General features: G+C 74.5%; 16 protein-coding genes and 1 pseudogene. 2 read left to right on the plus strand and 15 right to left on the minus strand.

The annotated features are described in order from the left end of the window. Positions 1 to 33 precede the first annotated feature (33 nt). The 13 genes and pseudogenes from IE329_RS32910 to IE329_RS32970 all read right to left on the minus strand — a co-directional run bounded on the left by IE329_RS32910 (position 34) and on the right by IE329_RS32970 (position 17038). A complete protein-coding gene (locus tag IE329_RS32910; protein WP_229927953.1) occupies positions 34 to 3156 on the minus strand; it encodes a helix-turn-helix transcriptional regulator in 3123 nt (1040 codons plus the stop codon). A gap of 131 nt (positions 3157 to 3287) precedes the next feature. Then, positions 3288 to 3506: a hypothetical protein gene (locus tag IE329_RS32915; protein WP_190214699.1), complete on the minus strand. Its 219-nt coding sequence runs from the start codon at positions 3504 to 3506 to the stop codon at positions 3288 to 3290. Positions 3507 to 3752: 246 nt separating this feature from the next. Next, a complete protein-coding gene (gene gatB / locus IE329_RS32920; protein ID WP_190214700.1) occupies positions 3753 to 5264 on the minus strand; it encodes an Asp-tRNA(Asn)/Glu-tRNA(Gln) amidotransferase subunit GatB in 1512 nt (503 codons plus the stop codon). A gap of 78 nt (positions 5265 to 5342) precedes the next feature. Continuing rightward, on the minus strand, positions 5343 to 5582 hold the full coding sequence (locus IE329_RS32925) for a hypothetical protein (RefSeq protein WP_079198072.1): 240 nt from the start codon (positions 5580 to 5582) through the stop codon (positions 5343 to 5345). After that, complete coding sequence (gene gatA, locus IE329_RS32930; protein ID WP_190214701.1) at positions 5579 to 7072, minus strand: Asp-tRNA(Asn)/Glu-tRNA(Gln) amidotransferase subunit GatA; 1494 nt, start codon at positions 7070 to 7072, stop codon at positions 5579 to 5581. The genes IE329_RS32925 and gatA overlap by 4 nt, the downstream gene beginning before the upstream one ends. Positions 7073 to 7077: 5 nt before the next feature. Further along, positions 7078 to 7374 (minus strand): Asp-tRNA(Asn)/Glu-tRNA(Gln) amidotransferase subunit GatC, encoded by a 297-nt coding sequence (gatC, locus tag IE329_RS32935; protein WP_073926050.1) that lies wholly within the window; start codon positions 7372 to 7374, stop codon positions 7078 to 7080. A gap of 160 nt (positions 7375 to 7534) precedes the next feature. After that, positions 7535 to 9253 (minus strand): annotated as a pseudogene (locus tag IE329_RS32940) (putative bifunctional diguanylate cyclase/phosphodiesterase); the annotation flags it as partial. Positions 9254 to 9610: 357 nt separating this feature from the next. Further along, positions 9611 to 12010, minus strand: a complete 2400-nt coding sequence (gene ligA, locus IE329_RS32945) for an NAD-dependent DNA ligase LigA (RefSeq protein ID WP_229927954.1) — start codon at positions 12008 to 12010, stop codon at positions 9611 to 9613. Positions 12011 to 12028: 18 nt separating this feature from the next. Continuing rightward, positions 12029 to 13036, minus strand: coding sequence for a methionine synthase (locus IE329_RS32950; protein WP_190214722.1), 1008 nt, complete (start codon positions 13034 to 13036; stop codon positions 12029 to 12031). A 160-nt stretch (positions 13037 to 13196) separates the two neighbouring features. Then, the gene (locus tag IE329_RS32955; RefSeq protein ID WP_190214703.1) at positions 13197 to 13886 is read right to left on the minus strand and encodes an SDR family oxidoreductase; all 690 of its coding nucleotides are present in this window, start codon (positions 13884 to 13886) and stop codon (positions 13197 to 13199) included. A gap of 13 nt (positions 13887 to 13899) precedes the next feature. Further along, positions 13900 to 14430 (minus strand): LOG family protein, encoded by a 531-nt coding sequence (locus IE329_RS32960; protein WP_073926333.1) that lies wholly within the window; start codon positions 14428 to 14430, stop codon positions 13900 to 13902. 108 nt (positions 14431 to 14538) lie between these two features. Then, complete coding sequence (gene mnmA, locus IE329_RS32965) at positions 14539 to 15693, minus strand: tRNA 2-thiouridine(34) synthase MnmA (RefSeq protein WP_229927955.1); 1155 nt, start codon at positions 15691 to 15693, stop codon at positions 14539 to 14541. A 160-nt stretch (positions 15694 to 15853) separates the two neighbouring features. Further along, positions 15854 to 17038, minus strand: a complete 1185-nt coding sequence (locus IE329_RS32970; RefSeq protein WP_190214704.1) for a cysteine desulfurase family protein — start codon at positions 17036 to 17038, stop codon at positions 15854 to 15856. A gap of 290 nt (positions 17039 to 17328) precedes the next feature. On the opposite strand from IE329_RS32970, the gene IE329_RS32975 reads away from it, so the two are divergent. Further along, the gene (locus IE329_RS32975) at positions 17329 to 18177 is read left to right on the plus strand and encodes an IclR family transcriptional regulator (RefSeq protein ID WP_190214705.1); all 849 of its coding nucleotides are present in this window, start codon (positions 17329 to 17331) and stop codon (positions 18175 to 18177) included. Here the strand turns inward: IE329_RS32975 and IE329_RS32980 are convergent. Then, positions 18113 to 18802, minus strand: a complete 690-nt coding sequence (locus tag IE329_RS32980; RefSeq protein ID WP_190214706.1) for a trimeric intracellular cation channel family protein — start codon at positions 18800 to 18802, stop codon at positions 18113 to 18115. The genes IE329_RS32975 and IE329_RS32980 overlap by 65 nt on opposite strands. A 152-nt stretch (positions 18803 to 18954) precedes the next feature. Between IE329_RS32980 and IE329_RS32985 the strand changes: the two genes are divergently transcribed. Continuing rightward, entirely contained in the window at positions 18955 to 19308 is a 354-nt protein-coding gene (locus tag IE329_RS32985) for a VOC family protein (protein WP_190214707.1), read from the plus strand. A gap of 135 nt (positions 19309 to 19443) precedes the next feature. On the opposite strand, the gene IE329_RS32990 is transcribed toward IE329_RS32985, so the two are convergent. Next, the gene (locus tag IE329_RS32990; RefSeq protein ID WP_190214708.1) at positions 19444 to 20502 is read right to left on the minus strand and encodes an ABC transporter ATP-binding protein; all 1059 of its coding nucleotides are present in this window, start codon (positions 20500 to 20502) and stop codon (positions 19444 to 19446) included. Positions 20503 to 20526 lie beyond the last annotated feature (24 nt).

Below are 20526 nucleotides of genomic sequence, written 5' to 3' on the forward strand. Positions count from 1 at the left end.
ACGACGGCGGTGACGCGGCGCTCCCGGCGGCCGTCAGCGCGCCGCCGGGCTGAGCGTGTCGGGGAAGAGCCGCAGCCGGTGGGCCATCGCCGCGGCCTCGCCCCGGCCGGTCACGGCCAGCTTCGCCAGGATGTTGGACACGTGCACGCTCGCGGTCTTGGGGGAGATGAACAGCTCCTCGGCGATCTGCCGGTTGGTCCGGCCGAGTGCGAGCAGCCGGAGCACGTCCCGCTCACGGGGGGTGAGGCCGAGCGCCTCGGCGGTGGCCGACGCGCCCGGCGACGGCGCGCCGCCGGGCGTGTCGTCCGCGGCCGGGGCGGCCGCGCCGCCCGCCGCCCGGTGCGCCGGGCCGTCGATCGCGGCCCGGTCCAGGCCGGCCCGGTCCGCGAGGTGGCCGATCTCGCCGAGCAGGTAGTGGTCCTCCCGTCGGCGGGCCAGCCCGGCGGCCTCCCCGAGCAGGGCGGCGGCCGCGTCCCGGTGCCCGGCCGCGGCCTCCGCCCCGGCCGCCCGGAGCAGGGCCAGCGCCAGCGGGTAGGGCAGGCCCGTCTCCCGCAGCGGACCGAGCGCCGCCGCCCAGTGCGCGGGCGTGTCGGCGCCCAGCGCCCGGGCGAGTTCGGCGTCCAGCAGCCGGGCCCAGCCGGTGTGCAGCGGCACCTTGGGGGTCAGCCCTGCGGCGGCCGCGGCGATCCGGTCCAGGACCGCCGGACGCTCCTGGTCCGCCGCCGGCAGGCCGCGCGAGTCGGCCTCGGCACCGGCCGCCAGCGCCAGCAGCGGGAGCAGCAGCGCCTCTCCCCCGGCCGGGAGTTCACCGTCCAGCACCGAGAGCAGCTCGGCCCTGGCGGTCAGCGGCTGCCCGGTGCGGGTGGCGACCTCGACCGCCAGCACGGCGATCGGCAGGGTGTGCTGGAGCTGGCCGAGCCGGTGCGAGGCACGGGCCTGGGCGAGCAGCCCGGCGGCGGCCCGGACGTCGCCGCGCATCAGGGCCAGCTCGGCGCGCAGCCGGTCGAGGAACTCCGCGTGGGTGCCGCTCGGGCGGCCGGTCTCGGAGGCCTCCAGCAGCTCGGCGGCCTCCCGCGGGCGCCCGACGGCGATCAGCGCCTCGGCCAGGTTGCCGGTGAGGATGGCGCCGGTGTTGCGCAGCAGCCCGGTGCCGCCGGCCGCCTCCAGGCCCTCGCGGGCGTACTCGGCCGCCTCGTGCGAACGGCCCTGCGAGTGCAGCAGGCTGGCCAGGTTGTTGAGCCCGCGCAGCAGCAGGTCGGGGGAGGCACCGGCCGTCCTGGTGGCGGCGACCGCCTCGGTGAGCAGCGCGACGGCCGCCTCCGGGTCCTTGCCGAGCTCGCTGCGCATGGTGCCCAGCGTCATCAGCGCGTGCTGCTCGACGTCGCAGGCCCCGACCTGGCGGGCGATCTCCACCGCCCGCTCGGCCAGCTCGATGTGCGCCTCGGTGGGGTTGCTGAGCATCCCGGCGGCCGCGTCCAGGGCCAGGACCTCGGCCTGGACGGCGGACGGCGGCAGGCCCTCGACCAGCCGGCGGGCGTACGCGAGCTCCTCCTCGTGGCCGGGCCGGTTGAGGTGGCCGAGCATCCGGGAGCGGTACATCCGGAACCAGGCGGCGCGGGCCGGGCCGGCCTTCTCGTCCACCAGGTGCAACGCCCGCTTGGCCAGGCTGAGGCCGCGGTCGCGGTCCCCGCTGCGGCGGGCCGCGACCACCGCCTCGGCCAGCACGTCGACCAGTTGGAGCTGCTCGCAGGTGTCGTCGTGGGTGCCGGGGGCGCAGCCGCACGGGGGGTAGCTCTCGGCCCAGTCGTAGGGGCGCAGGGTGTTCTGCAGCACCTCGGCGGAGACCTGGTCCCAGAGTTCCAGGGCGCGCTCCAGCATGCGCAGCTGCTCGGCGAAGGCGTTGCGGCGGCGGGCCGCCCGGGCGGCGTCCAGGGCGCTCGGCAGGGCCCGGGCACTGTCGTGCGCGTGGTACCAGTAGTTGGCGAGCCGGGCCGGCCGGACGTCGGGGCCGACCAGCGCGGGCTGCTCCTCCAGCGCGGCGGCGTAGCGGCGGTTGATCCGGTGGCGCTCGCCGGGCAGCAGGTCGTCGGAGACCGCCTCGCGGACCAGCGCGTGGCGGAACCGGTAGCCGTCGCCGTCGGTGTCCGGGCGCAGGATGTTGGCGCCGACGGCGGTGCGCAGTGCCTCGATCAGCGCCTCCTCGCCGTCGTCCAGCACCGCGGCGAGCAGTGCGTGCTCGACGTAGGAGCCGCCCTCGGCGGCGATCCTGACCACCCGTTGGGCGTCCTCCGGCAGGGCCTCCACCCGGACCAGCAGGATGTCCCGCAGGGAGTCGGTGAGCCCGGCCGAACAGCCGCTCTGGAAGGAGGTGGCGAGTTCCTCGACGAAGAAGGGGTTGCCCTCGGAGCGGCGGTGGATGCGGTCGACCAGTTCGCGGTCGGGGGCGGCGGTGCCGAGGATGCCGGCCAGCTGCTCGGCCACCTCGCCGCGGACGAACCGCTCCAGCTCCAGGCGCTGGACGGTGCGCAGCCGTTCGAGTTCGACCAGGAAGGGCCGCAGCGGGTGGCGGCGGTGCAGGTCGTCGGTGCGGTAGGTGGCGACGATCAGGACCCGGCTGCGGTGCAGGGTGCGCAGCAGGTAGGCGAGCAGTTCCCGGGTCGAGCGGTCGGACCAGTGCAGGTCCTCCACGGCGAGGACTAGGGTGCGGTCGGCGCCGAGCCGTTCGAAGAGGCGCGCGGTGTGCTCGAAGAGGTGGGCCCGGCCGTGCTCGTCGTTGGGTCCGCCGTCGGGTTCGCCGAAGTCGGGGAAGAGCCGGGCGAGATGGCCCTCCATCCCGGCGGCGGCGGCCTCCAGTTCGGGGCCGAGCGAGCGGTGCAGCCGGCGCAGCGCGGTGACCAGCGGGGCGTACGGCAGGCCCTCGGCGCCGATCTCGGGGCAGCTGCCGAGGGTGGTGACCACGGTGCCGGGGCGGCCCGGGCCGGCGTCGCAGGCCTGGTCGAGGAACTCCTCCAGCAGCCGGGTCTTGCCGACGCCGGCCTCGCCGCCGATCAGCACGGCCTGCGGGCGGCCCTCGCCGGCCCGGCGCAGCGCGTCCGTCAGGGTGGTGATCTCGGGGTCACGGCCGACGAAGACGGGACTCACCGATATCTGCTGCATGGGCCAGAGCATGCCATAGGGCCCGGGGCCCGGCCGAGTCGTTATTGCGGTCGCCGGACGGCCCGAGGGGGAGGCGCCGGCGGCGTCCTCCCCCTCGTCCTGCGCGGTGGCACCCGTGGTGTGCCGGTCCGTCAGCATCCTTCGGCGCGGGCCGGGCGGGCCGGGCGGACGACCCGGGGCTCGGTCTGCGGCCGGGCGGCGGCGGTGCGGCGGACCGCGCCGGCCAGCCGGCCGAGCAGGCCGTCGGGCCGGCCCGCCCCGCCGGTCCGGGCGGCCCGTACCAGGCGCTCGTGCTCGGCCCTGGCCTGGAGTTCCTGGGTCCGCTGCTGGATGAGCTCGTACTCGATCATGGTGTTCCCCTCGGCTTCGGACGCTTCTTCGTCCTGGGAAGAGCCTCCTCCCCCAGGGGGGTGCACCACATCGGCAGCCTGCCGCATCTTCCGGCCCCGCGGGGCCTTAGCCGGCCGCGCCCGGACACGGCGGGAGCCCGTACGCACCCGTGGGGACGGGGTACGTACGGGCTCCGGGGCCTTACCTGGGGCCGCCCGGGGCCGCACCGGCGACGGCGCGGCCTAAGGGGTCCTTAGGGAGGGTGCCTACTGCGCCTCCACGCCGAGGCGCTCCAGGATGAGGTCCTTCACGCGGGCCGCGTCGGCCTGGCCGCGGGTGGCCTTCATGACCGCGCCGACCAGCGCGCCGACCGCGGCGACCTTGCCGTCGCGGATCTTGTCGGCGATGGCGGCGTTGCCGGCGATGGCCTGGTCGACGGCCGCGCCGAGCGCGGAGTCGTCCGAGACGACGGCCAGGCCGCGGGCGGCGACGACCTCGTCCGGCTCGCCCTCGCCGGCCAGCACGGCCTCGATGACCTGGCGGGCCAGCTTGTCGTTGAGCTTGCCCTCGGCGACCAGCGCGGTGACCCGGGCCACCTGCGCCGGGGTGATCGGCTGCTCGGCGAGGTCGGTGCCGGTCTCGTTGGCGCGGCGGGCCAGCTCGCCCATCCACCACTTGCGGGCCTGGTCGGCGGGGGCGCCGGCGGCGATGGTGTCCAGGATCGGCTGGACGGCGCCGGCGTTCAGCACCGACTGCATGTCCTTGTCCGACAGGCCCCACTCGCCCTGCAGGCGGGCCCGGCGGACCCGGGGCAGCTCGGGCAGTCCGGCGCGCAGCTCCTCGACCCACGCGCGGGCCGGCGCGATCGGCACCAGGTCCGGCTCGGGGAAGTACCGGTAGTCCTCGGCGTTGTCCTTGATCCGGCCGGCCGTGGTGGAGCCGTCCTCCTCGTGGAAGTGCCGGGTCTCCTGGACGATGGTGCCGCCGTCGGTGAGGACGGTGGCGTGCCGCATGATCTCGAAGCGGGCGGCCCGCTCGACGCTGCGCAGAGAGTTGACGTTCTTGGTCTCCGAGCGGGTGCCGAACTTCTCGGTGCCGTTCGGGCGCAGCGACAGGTTCACGTCGCAGCGCATCTGGCCCTTGTCCATCCGGGCCTCGGAGACGCCGAGCGCCTTGATCAGCTCGCGCAGCTCGGCGACGTACGCCTTGGCGACCTCGGGGGCGCGGGCGCCGGCGCCCTCGATCGGCTTGGTGACGATCTCGATCAGCGGGATGCCGGCCCGGTTGTAGTCGAGCAGCGAGTGCGAGGCGCCGTGGATGCGGCCGGTCGCGCCGCCGATGTGCGAGGACTTGCCGGTGTCCTCCTCCATGTGGGCGCGCTCGATCTCGACCCGGAAGATCTCGCCGTCCTCCAGCTGCACGTCGAGGTAGCCGTTGAAGGCGATCGGCTCGTCGTACTGCGAGGTCTGGAAGTTCTTCGGCATGTCCGGGTAGAAGTAGTTCTTCCGGGCGAACCGGCACCACTCGGCGATCTCGCAGTTCAGGGCGAGGCCGATCTTGACGGCGGACTCCACGCCGACCGCGTTGACCACCGGCAGCGAACCGGGCAGGCCGAGGCAGGTCGGGCAGACCTGGCTGTTCGGCTCGGCGCCCAGCTCGGTCGAGCACCCGCAGAACATCTTCGTCTTGGTGCCCAGCTCGACGTGGACCTCAAGGCCCATCACCGGGTCGTAGGAGGCGAGTGCGTCGTCGTAGGAGACCAGGTTACTGACGCTCACAGCGTCCCCTTCACTAAAAAAGTCTTCGGAGGTACGGGTCCGGCCCCCGGTGTCGGGGGCCGGACCCGGGCGGGCCTCTCAGCCCAGCAGTACGTCGTCGTCGCCGAGCTGCTTCAGCTCGCGGATCAGCAGCGCGGCGCCGGTGACCAGGGCCAGGGCGCCGACCACGGCGTTGATCAGCTTCAGGTTGTCGTGCTCGTCCTGGGCCTTCCGGACGTCCTTCGCGATCGAGATCGCCCCGAACGCGGTCGTCCCGAGGGAGAGCCAGAGACCGGGCTTCGAGTGCTTGAACCCCTTGGCCTTCGCGATGCTGCTCACAGTGCCGGTGCCTCCTCCAGCAGGGTGTGCCCCCACTTGTCGTTGAGTGCGGCCTCGACGGCGCCGCCCACGCGGTACAGGCGGTCGTCCGCCATCGCGGGTGCGATGATCTGCAGGCCGACCGGGAGATTGTCCTCCGGCGCGAGCCCGCAGGGCAGCGACATGGCCGCGTTGCCCGCCAGGTTGGACGGAATCGTGCACAGGTCGGCCAGGTACATCGCCAGCGGGTCGTCGGCGCGCTCGCCGATCGGGAAGGCCGTGGTCGGGGTGGTCGGGGAGACCAGCACGTCCACGCCGGCGAAGGCGGCGTCGAAGTCCCGCGAGATGAGCGTGCGGACCTTCTGGGCCGAGCCGTAGTAGGCGTCGTAGTAGCCCGAGGAGAGCGCGTAGGTGCCGAGGATGATGCGGCGCTTCACCTCGGGGCCGAAGCCGGCCTCGCGGGTGAGGGCGGTGACGTCCTCGGCCGAGCGGGTGCCGTCGTCGCCGACCCGCAGGCCGTAGCGCATGGCGTCGAAGCGGGCCAGGTTGGAGGAGGCCTCGCTCGGCGCGATCAGGTAGTACGCCGGCATCGCCAGGGTGAAGGACGGGCAGGAGACCTCGACGACCTCGGCGCCCAGCTCGCGCAGCAGCTCCACCGACTCGTTGAAGCGCTGCATCACGCCGGCCTGGTAGCCCTCGCCGGCGAACTCCTTGACCACGCCGATCCGCATGCCGCGCACGTCGCGCAGCTTCGCGGCCTCGACCACGGCCGGCACCGGCGCGTTGATCGAGGTGGAGTCCAGCGGGTCGTACCCGGCGATGGCCTCGTGCAGCAGCGCGGTGTCGAGCACCGTGCGGGCGCAGGGGCCGCCCTGGTCCAGCGAGGAGGAGAAGGCGATCAGGCCGTAGCGGGAGACCGAGCCGTAGGTCGGCTTGACGCCGACGGTGCCGGTGACGGCGCCGGGCTGGCGGATCGAGCCGCCGGTGTCGGTGCCGATCGCCAGCGGCGCCTCGAAGGCGGCCAGCGCCGCGGCCGAGCCGCCGCCGGAGCCGCCGGGGATGCGGGAGAGGTCCCACGGGTTGCCGGTCGGGCCGTAGGCGCTGTTCTCGGTGGAGGACCCCATGGCGAACTCGTCCATGTTGGTCTTGCCGAGGATGACGATGCCGGCGTCCTTCAGACGGCCGGTCAGCGTCGCGTCGTACGGCGGCACCCAGCCTTCGAGGATCTTGGAGCCGGCCGTGGTCGGGACGCCCTTGGTGGTGAAGACGTCCTTGAGCGCGAGCGGGACGCCGGCCAGCGGGCCGAGCTCCTCGCCCTTGGCGCGCTTCGCGTCGACCGCGCGGGCCGCGCTCAGCGCGCCCTCGCTGTCGACGTGCAGGAAGGCGTTGACCCGCTTGTCGACGGCGTCGATCCGGTCCAGGTGCGCCTGGGCCACCTCGACGGCGCTGACGTCGCCCTGGGCGATCGCCGTGGCGGTCTCGGCGGCGGTGTAACGGATGAGGTCGGTCATGGGTGTTAGTCCTCCCCCAGGATCTGCGGCACGCGGAATCGCTGCTCCTCGGCGGCCGGCGCGCCGGCCAGGGCCTCGTCCGGGGTGAGCGACGGCCGCACCTCGTCCGCGCGCATGACGTTGGTCAGCGGCAGCGGGTGGGAGGTCGGCGGGACGTCCTGTCCGGCGACCTCGGAAACGCGGGCGACCGCGCCGATGATCACGTCGAGCTGCTCGGCGAAGTGGTCCAGCTCTTCGGCCTGCAACTCAAGACGCGACAGCCGGGCGAGGTGGGCGACCTCCTCGCGCGTGATGCCAGGCATGCAGCGATCCTCAAGGTGAGTTCTGGTGGAGCCGGAGCCGTGTCGACACGGCACCCGGCCGGACGGGGCCCGGCGGCACCGCCGCCCGACCTGACCGTCCTGGTGGTCTGTGGGCCCCATCCTATGGGGCGCCGCCCGGCCACCGCCCACGCCGCAGGCGTCAGGCCCGTTTCGCCGGGGGCGGGACGGCCGCGGCGATCTCCGCCTGCACCGCCGGGACGGGCTGGCCGACCTGCTGCCAGCTCCTCGGCGGCAGCGCCGAGGACAGGCCCGCGGCGAGCCCGGAGGCGAGGCCGGCGCCCAGTTGCGGGGGCAGCGCCGGCAGCGGCGCGGGCAGCGCGGCGGGCGGCGCCATCCGTTCGACCGGCGGCGCGCCGGTGCGGTGCACCCGCAGCCAGGCGGTGGCCTGCTCGGCCGGCAGCGCCGCCGACACCAGCCAGCCCTGGACGGCGTCCACCCCCATCGAGTGCAGCCGCTCCCAGGTCTCGTCGTCCTCGACGCCCTCGGCGACGACGGTCAGCCCCAGCGAGTGGGCCAGTTCGACGGAGCAGCGCACCACCGCCGCGTCGTGGTCGTCGGCGACCATCCGGGAGACGAAGGAGCGGTCTATCTTCAGCTCGCCGACCGGCAGGCTGCGCAGCCTGACCAGCGAGGAGTACCCGGTGCCGAAGTCGTCCAACGACATCCCGACGCCGTACTCGCGCAGTTCGGCGAGGGTCTCGGCGGCCAGCCGGGAGTCGTCCAGCAGCAGCCGCTCGGTGATCTCCAGCTGCAGGGCGTGGGCGGGCACGCCGTGCCGGACCAGGTGCCCGGCGACCCGCTGGGCGAAGCCCGGGTTGAGCACGTCGCGCGGCGAGACGTTGACGGCGACCTGGACCTGGAGCCCCTGCCCGCGCCAGAGGGCCAGCTGGCCGACCGCCGACTCCAGCACGTAGTCGGTCAGGCGGGGCATCAGCCCGCTGGACTCGGCCAGCCCGACGAACTCGTCCGGCGAGACCCGGCCCTGGCCCGGCCGCTCCCAGCGCAGCAGCGCCTCCAGGCCGACCACCCGGCCGTCGAAGGCCACCTTCGGCTGGTAGTGCAGCTGCACCTCCCGGGTCTCCAGGGCGCGGCGCAGATCGCCCAGGAGTCCGATCCGGTACGGCGTGTCGGCGTCCTGGGTCTCGTCGTAGCACTCCACGCCGCTGCGGCCGCGCTGGGCGTGGCCCATCGCCACGTCGGCCCGGCGCAGCAGCGACTCGGCGTCCTGCGCGTGCTCGGGGTAGACGCAGACGCCGGCGCTGGCCTCCAGCACCAGCAGCAGGCCGTCCAGGCGGATCGGCGCGGCCAGCTCGGCGATCAGCGTCTTGGCGACCCGCTCCAGGGTGTCCGGGCAGCCGATGCCGGGCATCAGGACGGCGAACTCGTCGCCGCCCATCCGGGCCACCACCGGCCTGCTGCTGCCGCGCTCGGGCGGCGAGAGGGCGGCGAAGGCGTCGTCCACGGACTCGCCGCCCAGGCCGCTCGGGGCGCCGGGGCGCAGCGCCCGGTGCAGCCGGCGGGCGATGTGCACCAGCAGCCGGTCCCCGGCGGTGTGCCCGAGGGTGTCGTTGAGCGAGCGGAACCGGTCGAGGTCCAGCAGGATCAGCCCGACGCTGTAGTCGTCGCCGTGGTCGGCGATCGCCTCCTGGGTGGCGAGCAGTAACGCCTGGCGGTTGGGCAGGTCCGTCAGCGGGTCGGTGAGCTGGTCCCGCGCGCGGTCCCGGGCGATCCGCCAGGCCGCCACCAGCACGGCCAGCGGCACCGCGAAGAGCGGCAGCAGCTCGGGCTCGTAGCGGTAGACCAGGACGGCCAGCGGGATCAGCGGCGCCGCCCCGGCCAGCAGCACGCCGAGCAGCAGGACCGCACCCGCCACCCCCTGCGGCGGGCGTGTGGGCGCACCGCCGGTCGTACGATCCATAAGCCCTGTCCTCCGTCGGGCCCGCCCCGTTTCAGGCCGCCTTACGGTGAGGCACCTTGCCGGTGCCGGCAGCTGCCGGGCATGGAGCGACCCCGCGGAGACCGGCTCAGCCGGTGCCCCCACCCCTGCTGACACTCTGTCGGGCACCAGGGTAAGCCGGGGCCCACCGGAAGGGCAGACTTTCGGGCAACCGGGAATGCCGCACAGATGTGCGCAAGCGCACAGTGACAGAATGCCCGCCGCCACCGCTGCCGGGCGAATGTGACGCCCTTTCAGGTGGGCGGCGGGCGCCGGCGGTCACTCCGCGGCGGGCTGCCCGGTCCCTTCGCCGGCCGCCCCGGCCGGCTCCCCCGCCGGATCCGTGGCTTCCTCCGTGCCCGCCTCCCCCTCGGGGGCGGCCGCCTCGGCCCTGCGCCGGGCAGCCGGCTTGGCCGCGGGCTCGGGGGCCTCCACCTGCTCCGGCAGGCCCAGGTGGGCGCGGGCCGCCTGCGGGCCGCTCTCCAGCAGGACGGCGAACCCGGCGTCGTCGAGCACCGGCAGGCCCAGCTGGACGGCCTTGTCGTACTTGGAGCCCGGGTTGTCGCCGGCCACCACGAAGTCGGTCTTCTTCGACACCGAGCCGGTGACCTTGGCACCGCGCGAGGTCAGCGCCTCCTTGGCGCCGTCGCGCGTGTGGCCGGCCAGCGTGCCGGTGACCACCAGCGTCAGGCCCTCCAGCGGGCGCGGGCCCTGCTCCTCGGCGGCGGCCTCGGTGAAGACCACCCCGGCGGCCCGCCACTTCTCCAGGATCTCCCGGTGCCAGTCCTCCTCGTACCACTCGCGGATGGCGCGGGCGATGGTCGGGCCGACGCCCTCGGCGGCGGCCAGCTCCTCCTCGGTGGCGGCGAAGATCCGGTCCAGGTCGCGGAACTCGGCGGCCAGCGCCTGGGCGGCGACCGGGCCGACGTGCCGGATCGACAGGCCGTTGACGTACCGCCAGAGCGGGCGGTCCTTGGCCTTGTCGAGGTTCTCCAGCAGCAGGGCGGCCGACTTCTTCGGCTCGCCCTTCAGGTTGGCGAAGAAGGTCATGACCTTCTCCTCGCCCGTCCTGTCGTCCAGCTTGGGCATGCCGGACTTCTGGTCGCGGACCTTCACCTTGATCGGCAGGAGCTGCTCCAGGGTCAGGCCGAAGATGTCGCCCTCGTTGCCGACCGGCGCCTCGGCGGGCTCCAGCGGCTGGGTGAGCGCCGTCGCGGCGACGTACCCGAGGCCGTCGATGTCCAGCGACTCGCGGCCGCCCAGGTAGGCGATCCGCTCCCGGACCTGGGCCGGGCAGAACCGGGCGTTGGGGCAGCGCAGGTCGATGTCGCCCTCGGACATCGGGCGCAGTTCGGTGCCGCACTCGTGGCAGTGCGAGGGCATCACGAACTCCTGCTCGGTGCCGTCGCGGAGGTCCTCGACCGGGCCGAGGATCTCGGGGATGACGTCCCCCGCCTTGCGCAGCACCACGGTGTCGCCGAGCAGCACGCCCTTGGCCTTCACCACCTGCTGGTTGTGCAGCGTCGCGTACTGCACCATCGAGCCGGCCACCTCCACCGGCTCGGCGAGCACCGCGAACGGGGTGGCCCGGCCGGTGCGGCCGATGCCGACCTGGATCCGGGCCAGCTTGGCGGTGACCTCCTCCGGCGGGTACTTCCAGGCGATCGCCCAGCGCGGCGACTTGGAGGTGGAGCCGAGCCGGCCCTGCAGGGCGATCTCGTCCACCTTGACGACCACGCCGTCGATCTCGTGCTCGACCGAGTGCCGCTGCTCGCCGTACTGGCCGATGAACGCCCGGACCTCCTCCAGCGTCCCGACCACCCGGTTGTGCCGGGCGGTGGGCAGGCCCCAGCCCTCCAGCAGCCGGTAGGCGTGCGACTGGCAGTCGATGTCGAAGCCCACCCGGGCGCCGATGCCGTGCACCACCATGTGCAGCGGCCGCGAGGCGGTGACCAGCGGGTCCTTCTGGCGCAGCGATCCGGCGGCGGCGTTGCGCGGGTTGGCGAACAGCTTCACCAGGGCGTGCGGGCGCCGGCCCTCCTTGGCGCGCTCCTCGTTCTCCAGCCGGCGGCGCTCGTTCTCCGCCGCGAAGGAGGCGTTGAGCTCGGCGAAGGCCTCGGTCGGCAGGTACACCTCGCCGCGGATCTCGACCAGCTCGGGGATGTCCTCGCCGGCGAGCTGGTGCGGGATCTCCTTGATGGTGCGGACGTTGGCGGTGATGTCCTCGCCGACCCGGCCGGTGCCGCGGGTGGCGGCCAGCACCAGCCGGCCGTGCTCGTAGGTGAGGTTGACGGCCAGGCCGTCGACCTTGAGCTCGCACAGGTAGTGGTAGTCGAGGCCGTCCAGCTCGCGGGCCACCCGCTCGGCCCAGCCGGACAGTTCCTCGTCGTCCATCGCGTTGTCCAGGCTGAGCAGCCGCTCCCGGTGCTCGACCTTGGTGAAGCCCTCGGCGGCGCCGCCGCCGACCTTCTGCGAGGGCGAGTCCGGGGTGACCAGCGCGGGGTGCTCCCGCTCCAGTCCCTCCAGCTCGCGCATCAGGGCGTCGAACTCGGCGTCGCTGACGACGGGTGCGTCCTGCTCGTAGTACCGGGTGCGGTGGTCCTCGATCTCGGCCGCCAGTCCGGCGTGCCGCCTGCGCACCTCCGGCGGGATCTCCTCCCAGCCCTCGACAGCCACCACTGCAAGCCTCCTACCGTCTCACTCCGGATTGTCCACCAGGCTCTGCGCCGCCCTCACGCTGTGTGACAGCGCGGTGCGCGCGTACGCGGGGCTCGCCCCCGCCAGCCCGCAGGACGGTGTCACCAGCACCCGGCGGCCCAGGAGTTCCGGGGCCAGCCCGAGCCTGCGCCACAACGTCCTGACACCCTGGACACTACCGGCAGGGTCCGACACTCCCGCTGATTGAGCGGTTGCCCGGGGCCGGGCGCCGGGCGGCGGGGGGACGGCGGCCGGCTCGGTGGACGGCACCACCCCGGCCAGGATCCGGGTGCCGGCCTCGATCGCCTCGCCGAGGTCCTCGTCCTCACGCTCCGTCAGGAACGAGAAGTCCAGCGAGACCCCGGCCGCGCCCGCCCGGCGCAGCAGCGGAATCGGCACCTGCGGGGCGCAGCAGTGCACCACCACCGGGACGTCCAGCCGGGAGATCACCCCGCGCAGCAGCTCCTCGGCGACCTGCCGGTCGACCGAGCGCAGCCGCTGGAAGCCGCTCGCCGTCTTCACGCCGCCCGCCAGCACGGCGGGCAGCGAGGGCTCGTCGAGCTGCAGGACGACCTGCGCACCGGGCACCCGGCGGCGGACGTCCTCCAGGTGGCGGCGCAGGCCCTCGGTGAGGGACTCGGCGATGCCGCGGCAGGCACCGCGGTCGCGGAGCGCCTTCTCGCCGTTGCGGAGCTCGATCGAGGCGGCCAGCGTCCAGGGGCCGACGGCCTGCACCTTGAGCGCGCCCCGGTGCCCCTGGGTGAACTCCTCCAGGGCGTCCAGGTCCTCGCCCAGCCAGGAGCGGGCCCGCCGGGTGTCGCGGCCGGGGCGGTCGGCGAAGCGCCAGCCGCTGGGCTCGGTCTGCGCGAACAGCTCGACCAGCAGGCCCGCCCCGCGCCCGATCATGTCGGCGCCGGGCCCGCGGGCGGGCAGCTCCGGCAGGAAGGGGAGGTGCTCCAGGGCGCCGACGGCGGTCCTGGCGGCCTCCCGGGCGTCGGTGCCGGGCATCGAGCCGACGCCGGTGGCGGCGCCGTACAGCTCCGGGAAGGCCTGCGGGTCGAGGGGTGCGTCTTCGCTGCTCACCCCGCGAAGCCTACGGCGTCCGGGCCCCGGCGGGGGCCCGGACCCGGCGGCCCCGGGCGGGCCCCCGGCGCGGCTCCGGCGGCGGTCAGCGGCCGGGGCGGACGGTGATCTCGGTGATCTCGGCGTCGCGCGGCAGGTCGAGCGCGGTCAGCACGGCCTTGGCCACCGACCCCGGGTCGATCCAGCGCTCGGGCTCGTACTCCTTGCCCTCCTGCTGGTGCACCTTGACCTGCATCATGGTGGCGGTGCGGCCGGGGTACACCGAGGTGACCCGGACGCCGTTGGCGTGCTCCTCGGCGCGCAGCGCGTCGGCGAGCGCCCGCAGGCCGAACTTGCTGGCCGCGTAGCCGCCCCAGTTGGCGTGCGCGGTCAGGCCGGCGCCGGAGTTGACGAAGACCACGTGGCCGCGGACCAGCCGGACGGACGGGAGCACCAGCCGGGTCAGCTCGGCCGGCGCGACCAGGTTGACGTTCAGCTGCTCCTGCCAGGCCTTGACCGGGAGGTCCCCGATCTCGCCGAGCTGGACGACGCCGGCGATGTGCAGCAGGGAGTCGATCTCGACCGGGAGTTCCTGCTGGCCGAGGGTCCAGGAGAGCTTGGCCGGGTCGGCGAGGTCGGCGACCAGGGTCCGGGCGGTGGGGAAGCGCTCGCGCAGTTCGGCGGCGCGGCGGGCGTTGCGGGCGAACAGCCAGAGGTTCTCGCCGCGCTCGGCGAGCCGCTCGGCGACGACGGCGCCGATGCCGGACCCGGCGCCGGTGATCAGATGATTTCCCATGATCGACAGCCTCTCAGGCGCGGGCTTCGAGGTGGGTGAACACCTCGGCCGGATCGGCGGTGAAGGTGATCAGCTCGGCCAGCGGGCGGGGCAGGAAGCCCTCCTGGTCCATCCGCCGCAGCTGCAGGCGCAGGCCCTCGTAGAAGCCGTCGGTGTCGAGCACCACGACCGGCTTGTCGTGCAGGGCGTGCTTCTTCAGCTCCAGCACCTCGGTGACCTCGTCCAGCGTGCCGAGGCCGCCGACCAGCACCACCACGGCGTCCGCCCGGGCCAGCAGCTGGGCCTTGCGCTCGGCCAGGTCACGGGTGGTGACCAGCTCGTCCGCACCCTCGTAGGCCTTGTGCGCGAGCATCTCGACGGAGATGCCGACCAGCCGGCCGCCGGCCTCCTTCACGCCGTCGGCGAGCAGGCCCATCAGTCCGGCGTGCGAGCCGCCCCAGACCAGGGTGTGGCCGCGCCCGCCGAGCAGCCGGGCGAACTCGGCGGCGGGCTCGGTGTAGCGCTCGTCGAGCGAGAACGCGGAGCAGAAGACGGTGATGTTCATGGTTCCCCAGGTCTGCCGCGGCCGGGACCGCGATCATGGTGGTTCAGGACCGTACCGGGCGTGCTGCGGGCCCGCGCCGGCGGTGGTCGGGGCCGCGCCGGAGCGGGCTCAGGCGTTGACGGACCGCCGCTCGGTGGCCGCGATGGTGGCCGAGCCGACCACCCGGGTGCCGTCGTACAGCACCACGGCCTGGCCGGGGGCGATGCCCCGGGCGGGGGTGTCCAGCTCGACCCGCAGCTCGCCGTCGACGACGGCCGCGCTCACCGGCACCTCCTCGCCGTGCGCGCGCAGCTGGGCGGTGTAGCGGCCGTCGGCGGCGGGCACCGCGCCGCACCAGCGCGGGCGGATCGCGGTGAGCGACAGCACGTCCAGGCCCTCGGCCGGGCCGACCGTGACGGTGTTGTCCACCGGCGAGATGTCCAGCACGTAGCGCGGCTTGCCGTCGGCGGCGGGCCGCCCGATCCGCAGGCCCTTGCGCTGGCCGATGGTGAAGCCGTACGCGCCGTCGTGCTCGCCGAGCTTGGTGCCGTCCGCGTCGACGATGTCGCCGGTGGCGGTGCCGAGGTGCTTGGCCAGGAAGCCCTGGGTGTCGCCGTCGGCGATGAAGCAGATGTCGTGGCTGTCGGGCTTCTTGGCGACGGCCAGGCCGCGGCGCTCGGCCTCCTCGCGGATGACGTCCTTGGTGGTGTCGCCGAGCGGGAAGAGCGAGTGCGCGAGCTGGTCGGCGTCGAGCACGCCGAGGACGTAGCTCTGGTCCTTGGCCGCGTCGACGGCGCGGTGCAACTCCCGCTCGCCGGTGGGCAGGTCGACGATCCGGGCGTAGTGGCCGGTGCAGACGGCGTCGAAGCCGAGCGCGATCGCCTTGTCCAGCAGCGCCGCGAACTTGATCTTCTCGTTGCAGCGCAGGCAGGGGTTGGGGGTGCGGCCGGCCGCGTACTCGGCGACGAAGTCGTCGATCACGTCCTCGCGGAAGCGCTCGGCGAGGTCCCAGACGTAGAACGGGATGCCGATCACGTCGGCGGCCCGGCGGGCGTCCCGGGAGTCCTCGATGGTGCAGCAGCCGCGCGCGCCCGTCCGGAAGGACTGCGGGTTGGCGGAGAGCGCGAGGTGCACGCCGGTCACCTCGTGGCCGGCTTCGGCGGCGCGGGCGGCGGCAACGGCGGAGTCGACGCCGCCGGACATCGCGGCCAGCACGCGCAGGCGGCGGCCGCCCGCCGCGTCGATCGGGCTCGGACCAGTGGGGGCACCCGGGAATTCAGTCATGATGCCTCCAAGAGTACGGGGTGCCCCCCGCTGTCCGGTCGGCAATTACCCCCGGCCGGGCCAGGGCCCGGGCGGCGGGCGGCCGCCGTGTGCCCGGCGTCACGCCGGGCACCGCGGGGGCAGGGCCGCGGCGGGCTCAGCGACGGGGCCGGTGGAGGGCTCAGCGGCGGGCGGCCGCCGCGACCCCGGCGTTCCGGGCCCGCAGGACGGCCGGGCCGATCGCCGCGGCGAGCGCATCGACGTCCGCCCGGGTGGAGGTGTGGCCGAGCGAGAACCGCAGCGAGGCCCTGGCCAGCAGCGGGTCCGCACCCAGCGCCAGCAGCACGTGACTGGGCTGCGGGACGCCGGCCGAGCAGGCCGAGCCGGTGGAGCACTCGATGCCCTGGGCGTCCAGCAGCATCAGCAGGGCGTCGCCCTCGCAGCCGGGGAAGGAGAAGTGCGCGTTGGCGGGCAGCCGGCCGGCCGGGGCCGGGTCGCCGTTCAGCACGGCGTCGGGCACCGCGGCGAGCACCGCGTCGACCAGTTCGTCGCGCAGCGCGGCGACGGTGGCGGCGTGCTCGGCCCGGCGCCCGACCGCGACCCGGGCGGCGGCGGCGAAGCCGGCCGCGGCGGGGGCGTCCAGGGTGCCGGAGCGGACGTCCCGCTCCTGGCCGCCGCCGTGCAGCAGCGGGACGGGCGTCGCCCCGCGGGAGAGCAGCAGCGCGCCGATCCCGTACGGGCCGCCGATCTTGTGGCCGGTGACGGTCAGCGCGGTCAGGCCGGACTCGGCGAAGGAGACCGGCACCTGGCCGAGCGCCTGCACCGCGTCGGCGTGCATCGGGATGCCGTACTCCCGTGCGACGGCCGCCAGTTCGGCGACCGGCTGGACGGTGCCGACCTCGTTGTTGGCCCACATCACGGTGACCAGCGCCACCGAGCCCGGGTCCGCCTCGATCGCCTCGCGCAGCGCCGCCGGGTGCACCCGCCCGTAGGTGTCCACCGGCAGGTACTCGACCCGGGCGCCCTCGTGCTCGGCGAGCCAGTGGACGGCGTCCAGCACCGCGTGGTGCTCGACCGGGCTGCTCAGCACCCGGGTGCGGGCCGGGTCGGCGTCGCGGCGGGCCCAGTAGAGGCCCTTCACGGCGAGGTTGTCGGATTCGGTGCCGCCACCGGTGAGGACGATCTCGCTCGGCCGGGCGCCCAGCGACTCGGCCAGCGACTCCCGGGACTCCTCGACCACGCGGCGGGCGCGCCGGCCGGCCGCGTGCAGGGAGGAGGCGTTGCCGACGACACCGAGGTGCGCCGTCATCGCGGCGATCGCCTCGGGCAGCATCGGCGTGGTCGCCGCATGGTCCAGGTATGGCATAACCCGTCGATTGTAGAGGCCCGCCGGGTCACGATTCGGCCATTGCACCCTCTGCAACGCGTCGTTAGCCTGGCGCAACAAACCGGACCGTCCGAGAATCGGGACGGGCCGGGCCACGGCCACCGGCCGGACCACGCGCCCAACTCCCGGCGGGGGACCGCCAGGACGGCCGGCCGGGCCCGCCGGCCGCACACCCGCGGCCCCGCACCCGGCCAGGACCTCCGGCCGGCCCGCCCGGCCCGCAGAACCCTCAGCAGGACACAGCCCAGCACGACGCTCCGGGGGGCGCCATGTCACAGTCGGTCGACCGCGCACTGACCATCCTGGCCTCGCTCGGCGACGGCCCGGCCTCGCTGGAACAGGCCGCGAGCTCCATCGACGTGCACAAGTCGACCGCCCTGCGGCTGCTGCGCACCCTGGAGTCGCACGGCTTCGTGCACCGGCAGTCCGACCACCGCTACCGCCTGGGCGGCCGGCTGATCTCGCTCGCCCAGCAGGCCCTGGAGGAGGTCGACGTCCGCCAGGTCGCGGCGCCCTACCTGGCCTCCCTGAACGAGCGGTACGGCCATACCGTGCACCTCGCGGTGCTGGAGGGCGGCGAGGTGGTCTACCTGGACAAGGTGGAGAGCCGATACCCCGTCAGTCCCGGCTCCTGGCTGGGCCCGGCGTCGCGGATCGGGCGGCGGGTGCCGGCCAGCTCCACCGCACTGGGCCGGGTGCTGCTGGCCGACCTGCCCGAGGACCAGCTGACGGCGCTGCCGGTGACCAGGGAGTTCGAGGCCCGGCCCGCGCGCCGGCCGGCCGCCGGGGCCCCGCGCGGCGACCAGCAGCACTCGGAGGAGCTCCTCGCCGACCTGGCGGCCGTCCGGCGGCTCGGCTGGGCGATGGACCGCGGCGAGAACAAGCAGGCGGTCACCAGCGTGGCCGCGCCGATCTCCGGCAGCGGCGGGCGGGCCGTCGCGGCCTGCGCCATCTCCGCCCCGGCCGACGTCGCCCCGGCCACCGTGCTCACCCGGCTGCTGCCCGAACTGCTCTGCACGGTCGAGGCGATCTCGCTGGCCTACGGCGGCTCGCCTACTCCTCGCTGGTGCGAGAACCGTTGCGGTGCCAAGCACGAGGTGCCCGCCAGCCGAACTTGAGCGCGAACATCCGCAGCAGGAAGGCGGTCAGCGCGGCGGTCGTCCCGGTGGCCGCCGTCAGGTGGTCGACCGCGATCAGGACGGCGGTCCCCGCCGAGCCGATCAGCGCGGGCACCGCGTAGATCTCGCGGTCCCAGCGCAGCAGTGACGGGATGTCCTGCGCGAGCACGTCGCGCATCACGCCGCCGCCGGCCGCGGTGACCATCCCGAGCGCCACCGAGGCGACCGAGCCGAGGCCGTAGTCGTGCGCCTTCGCGGTGCCGGTGACGCAGAACAGGCCGAGCCCCAGCGCGTCGAGGGTCTGCACGCTGCGGTTGATCCGCTCGACCTGCGGGTGCAGGAAGAACACCACCAGCCCGGCGGCCAGCGGGGTGGAGAAGTACCCGAGGTTGCTGAAGGCGGCCACCGGCGTCGCGCCGATCACCAGGTCGCGCATCACCCCGCCGCCGAGCGCGGTGACCTCCGCCAGGACGCAGATGCCGAAGATGTCCATGTTCTTGCGCACGGCCAGCAGGCCGCCGGACAGGGCGAAGACGAAGATGCCGACCAGGTCCAGGGTCTGCTGCACGTCGGAGGGGAAGATCTGCGAGGTCACCGCACCAGTCTCCCCCGCGCCGGGCACCATCCGGACCTCGGTCCTCCGGATCGGCCGCCCCGTCGCCCGCCGGGCCGCCCGGGAGTCCGCCCGCACCGGGCCCGGACCACCCGGCCGGACGCCGCCGCCCCGCCCCCGGCGCCGGGCGGCGGACCACGCCGGACAGGCCCTAGCGTGGTGCCATGACACTGAACTGGGAACAGGTGGTCGTCGACGCGAAGGACCCGGTGGCGCTGGGGCGCTGGTGGGCCGGGGCGCTCGGCTGGGTCACCGTCGACGACGACCCCGACGAGTACGAGATCCGCGCCGCGCCGGACCGGCTGCCGAGCCTGCTCTTCATCCGGGTGGACGACGACCGGGTGGTGAAGAACCGGCTCCACCTGGACTTCCGGCCGGACACCGGGCAGGCCGCCGAGGTGGAGCGGCTGCTGGCGCTGGGGGCCCGGCGCGCCGACGTGGGCCAGGGCGAGCAGACCTGGACGGTGCTGGCCGACCCCGAGGGCAACGAGTTCTGCGTGCTGAGCGCCCGCCACTGAACCCGCCCGTCGCAGAGCCCGCGCGGCGCCGGCCCCCGCCCGGCCGCGCCCGCGTACGCGAAGGCGGTGCGGCCCCGACCGAGTGGCCGGGGCCGCACCGCCTTCCCACGCCCGGAGACCGCCGGGCGGGTCCGTTCAGCCGGCCTGCAGGGTCTTCGTCTGCTCCGGGGTGTTCTCCGGGAAGTGGCAGGCGACCTGGTGGCCCGTCTTCAGCGCGACCAGCGGCGGCTCCTGGGAGGCGCAGACGTCCTGGGCCTTCCAGCAGCGGGTCCGGAAGCGGCAGCCGCTCGGCGGGTTGATCGGGGAGGGGACGTCGCCGGTGAGGCGGATCCGCTCGCGGTTCTCCTTGCGCCGGGGGTCGGGCACCGGCACGGCCGACATCAGGGCCGTGGTGTAGGGGTGCATCGGCGTCTTGTAGAGCGAGTCCCGCTCGGCGATCTCGACGATCTTGCCGAGGTACATCACCGCGACCCGGTCCGAGACGTGCCGGACCACCGAGAGGTCGTGCGCGATGATCAGGTAGGTGAGGCCGAGCTCCTTCTGGAGGTCGTCCAGCAGGTTCACCACCTGGGCCTGGATGGAGACGTCCAGGGCCGAGACCGGCTCGTCCGCGACGATCATCTTGGGCCGCAGGGCGAGCGCGCGGGCGATGCCGATGCGCTGGCGCTGGCCGCCGGAGAACTCGTGCGGGTAGCGGTTGTAGTGCTCGGGGCTGAGGCCGCAGAGCTCCAGCAGCTCCTGGACGGCCTTCTTGGTGCCGCCCTCGCTCTTCACCTTCTGCAACCGGAACGGCGCGCCGACGATCGTGCCGACGGTGTGCCGCGGGTTGAGCGAGGAGTACGGGTCCTGGAAGATCATCTGGATGTCGCGGCGCAGCGGCCGCATCGCCCCGGTGCCCAGGTGGGTGATGTCGGTGCCCTCGAACTCGACGGTGCCGGAGGTCGGCTCGTCGAGCCGGGTGACCAGCCGGCCCATCGTGGACTTGCCGCAGCCGGACTCGCCGACCACGCCGAGGGTCTCCCCCGCGTTGACGGTGAAGTCGATGCCGTCGACCGCGCGCACGGCGCCGGACTGGCGCCGCAGCAGGCCCTTCGTGATCGGGAAGTGCCTGGTGAGCCCGGTGACCCTGAGCAGCGGTTCGCGGTCGGAGGCGGGCGCCGGTGACGGGATCGCCGCTACCTGAGTGTCCGTCATGAGGTCTCTCCTGAGGGGTGGTAC

This window comes from Kitasatospora indigofera (assembly GCF_014655955.1).
Lineage (GTDB): Bacteria > Actinomycetota > Actinomycetes > Streptomycetales > Streptomycetaceae > Kitasatospora > Kitasatospora indigofera.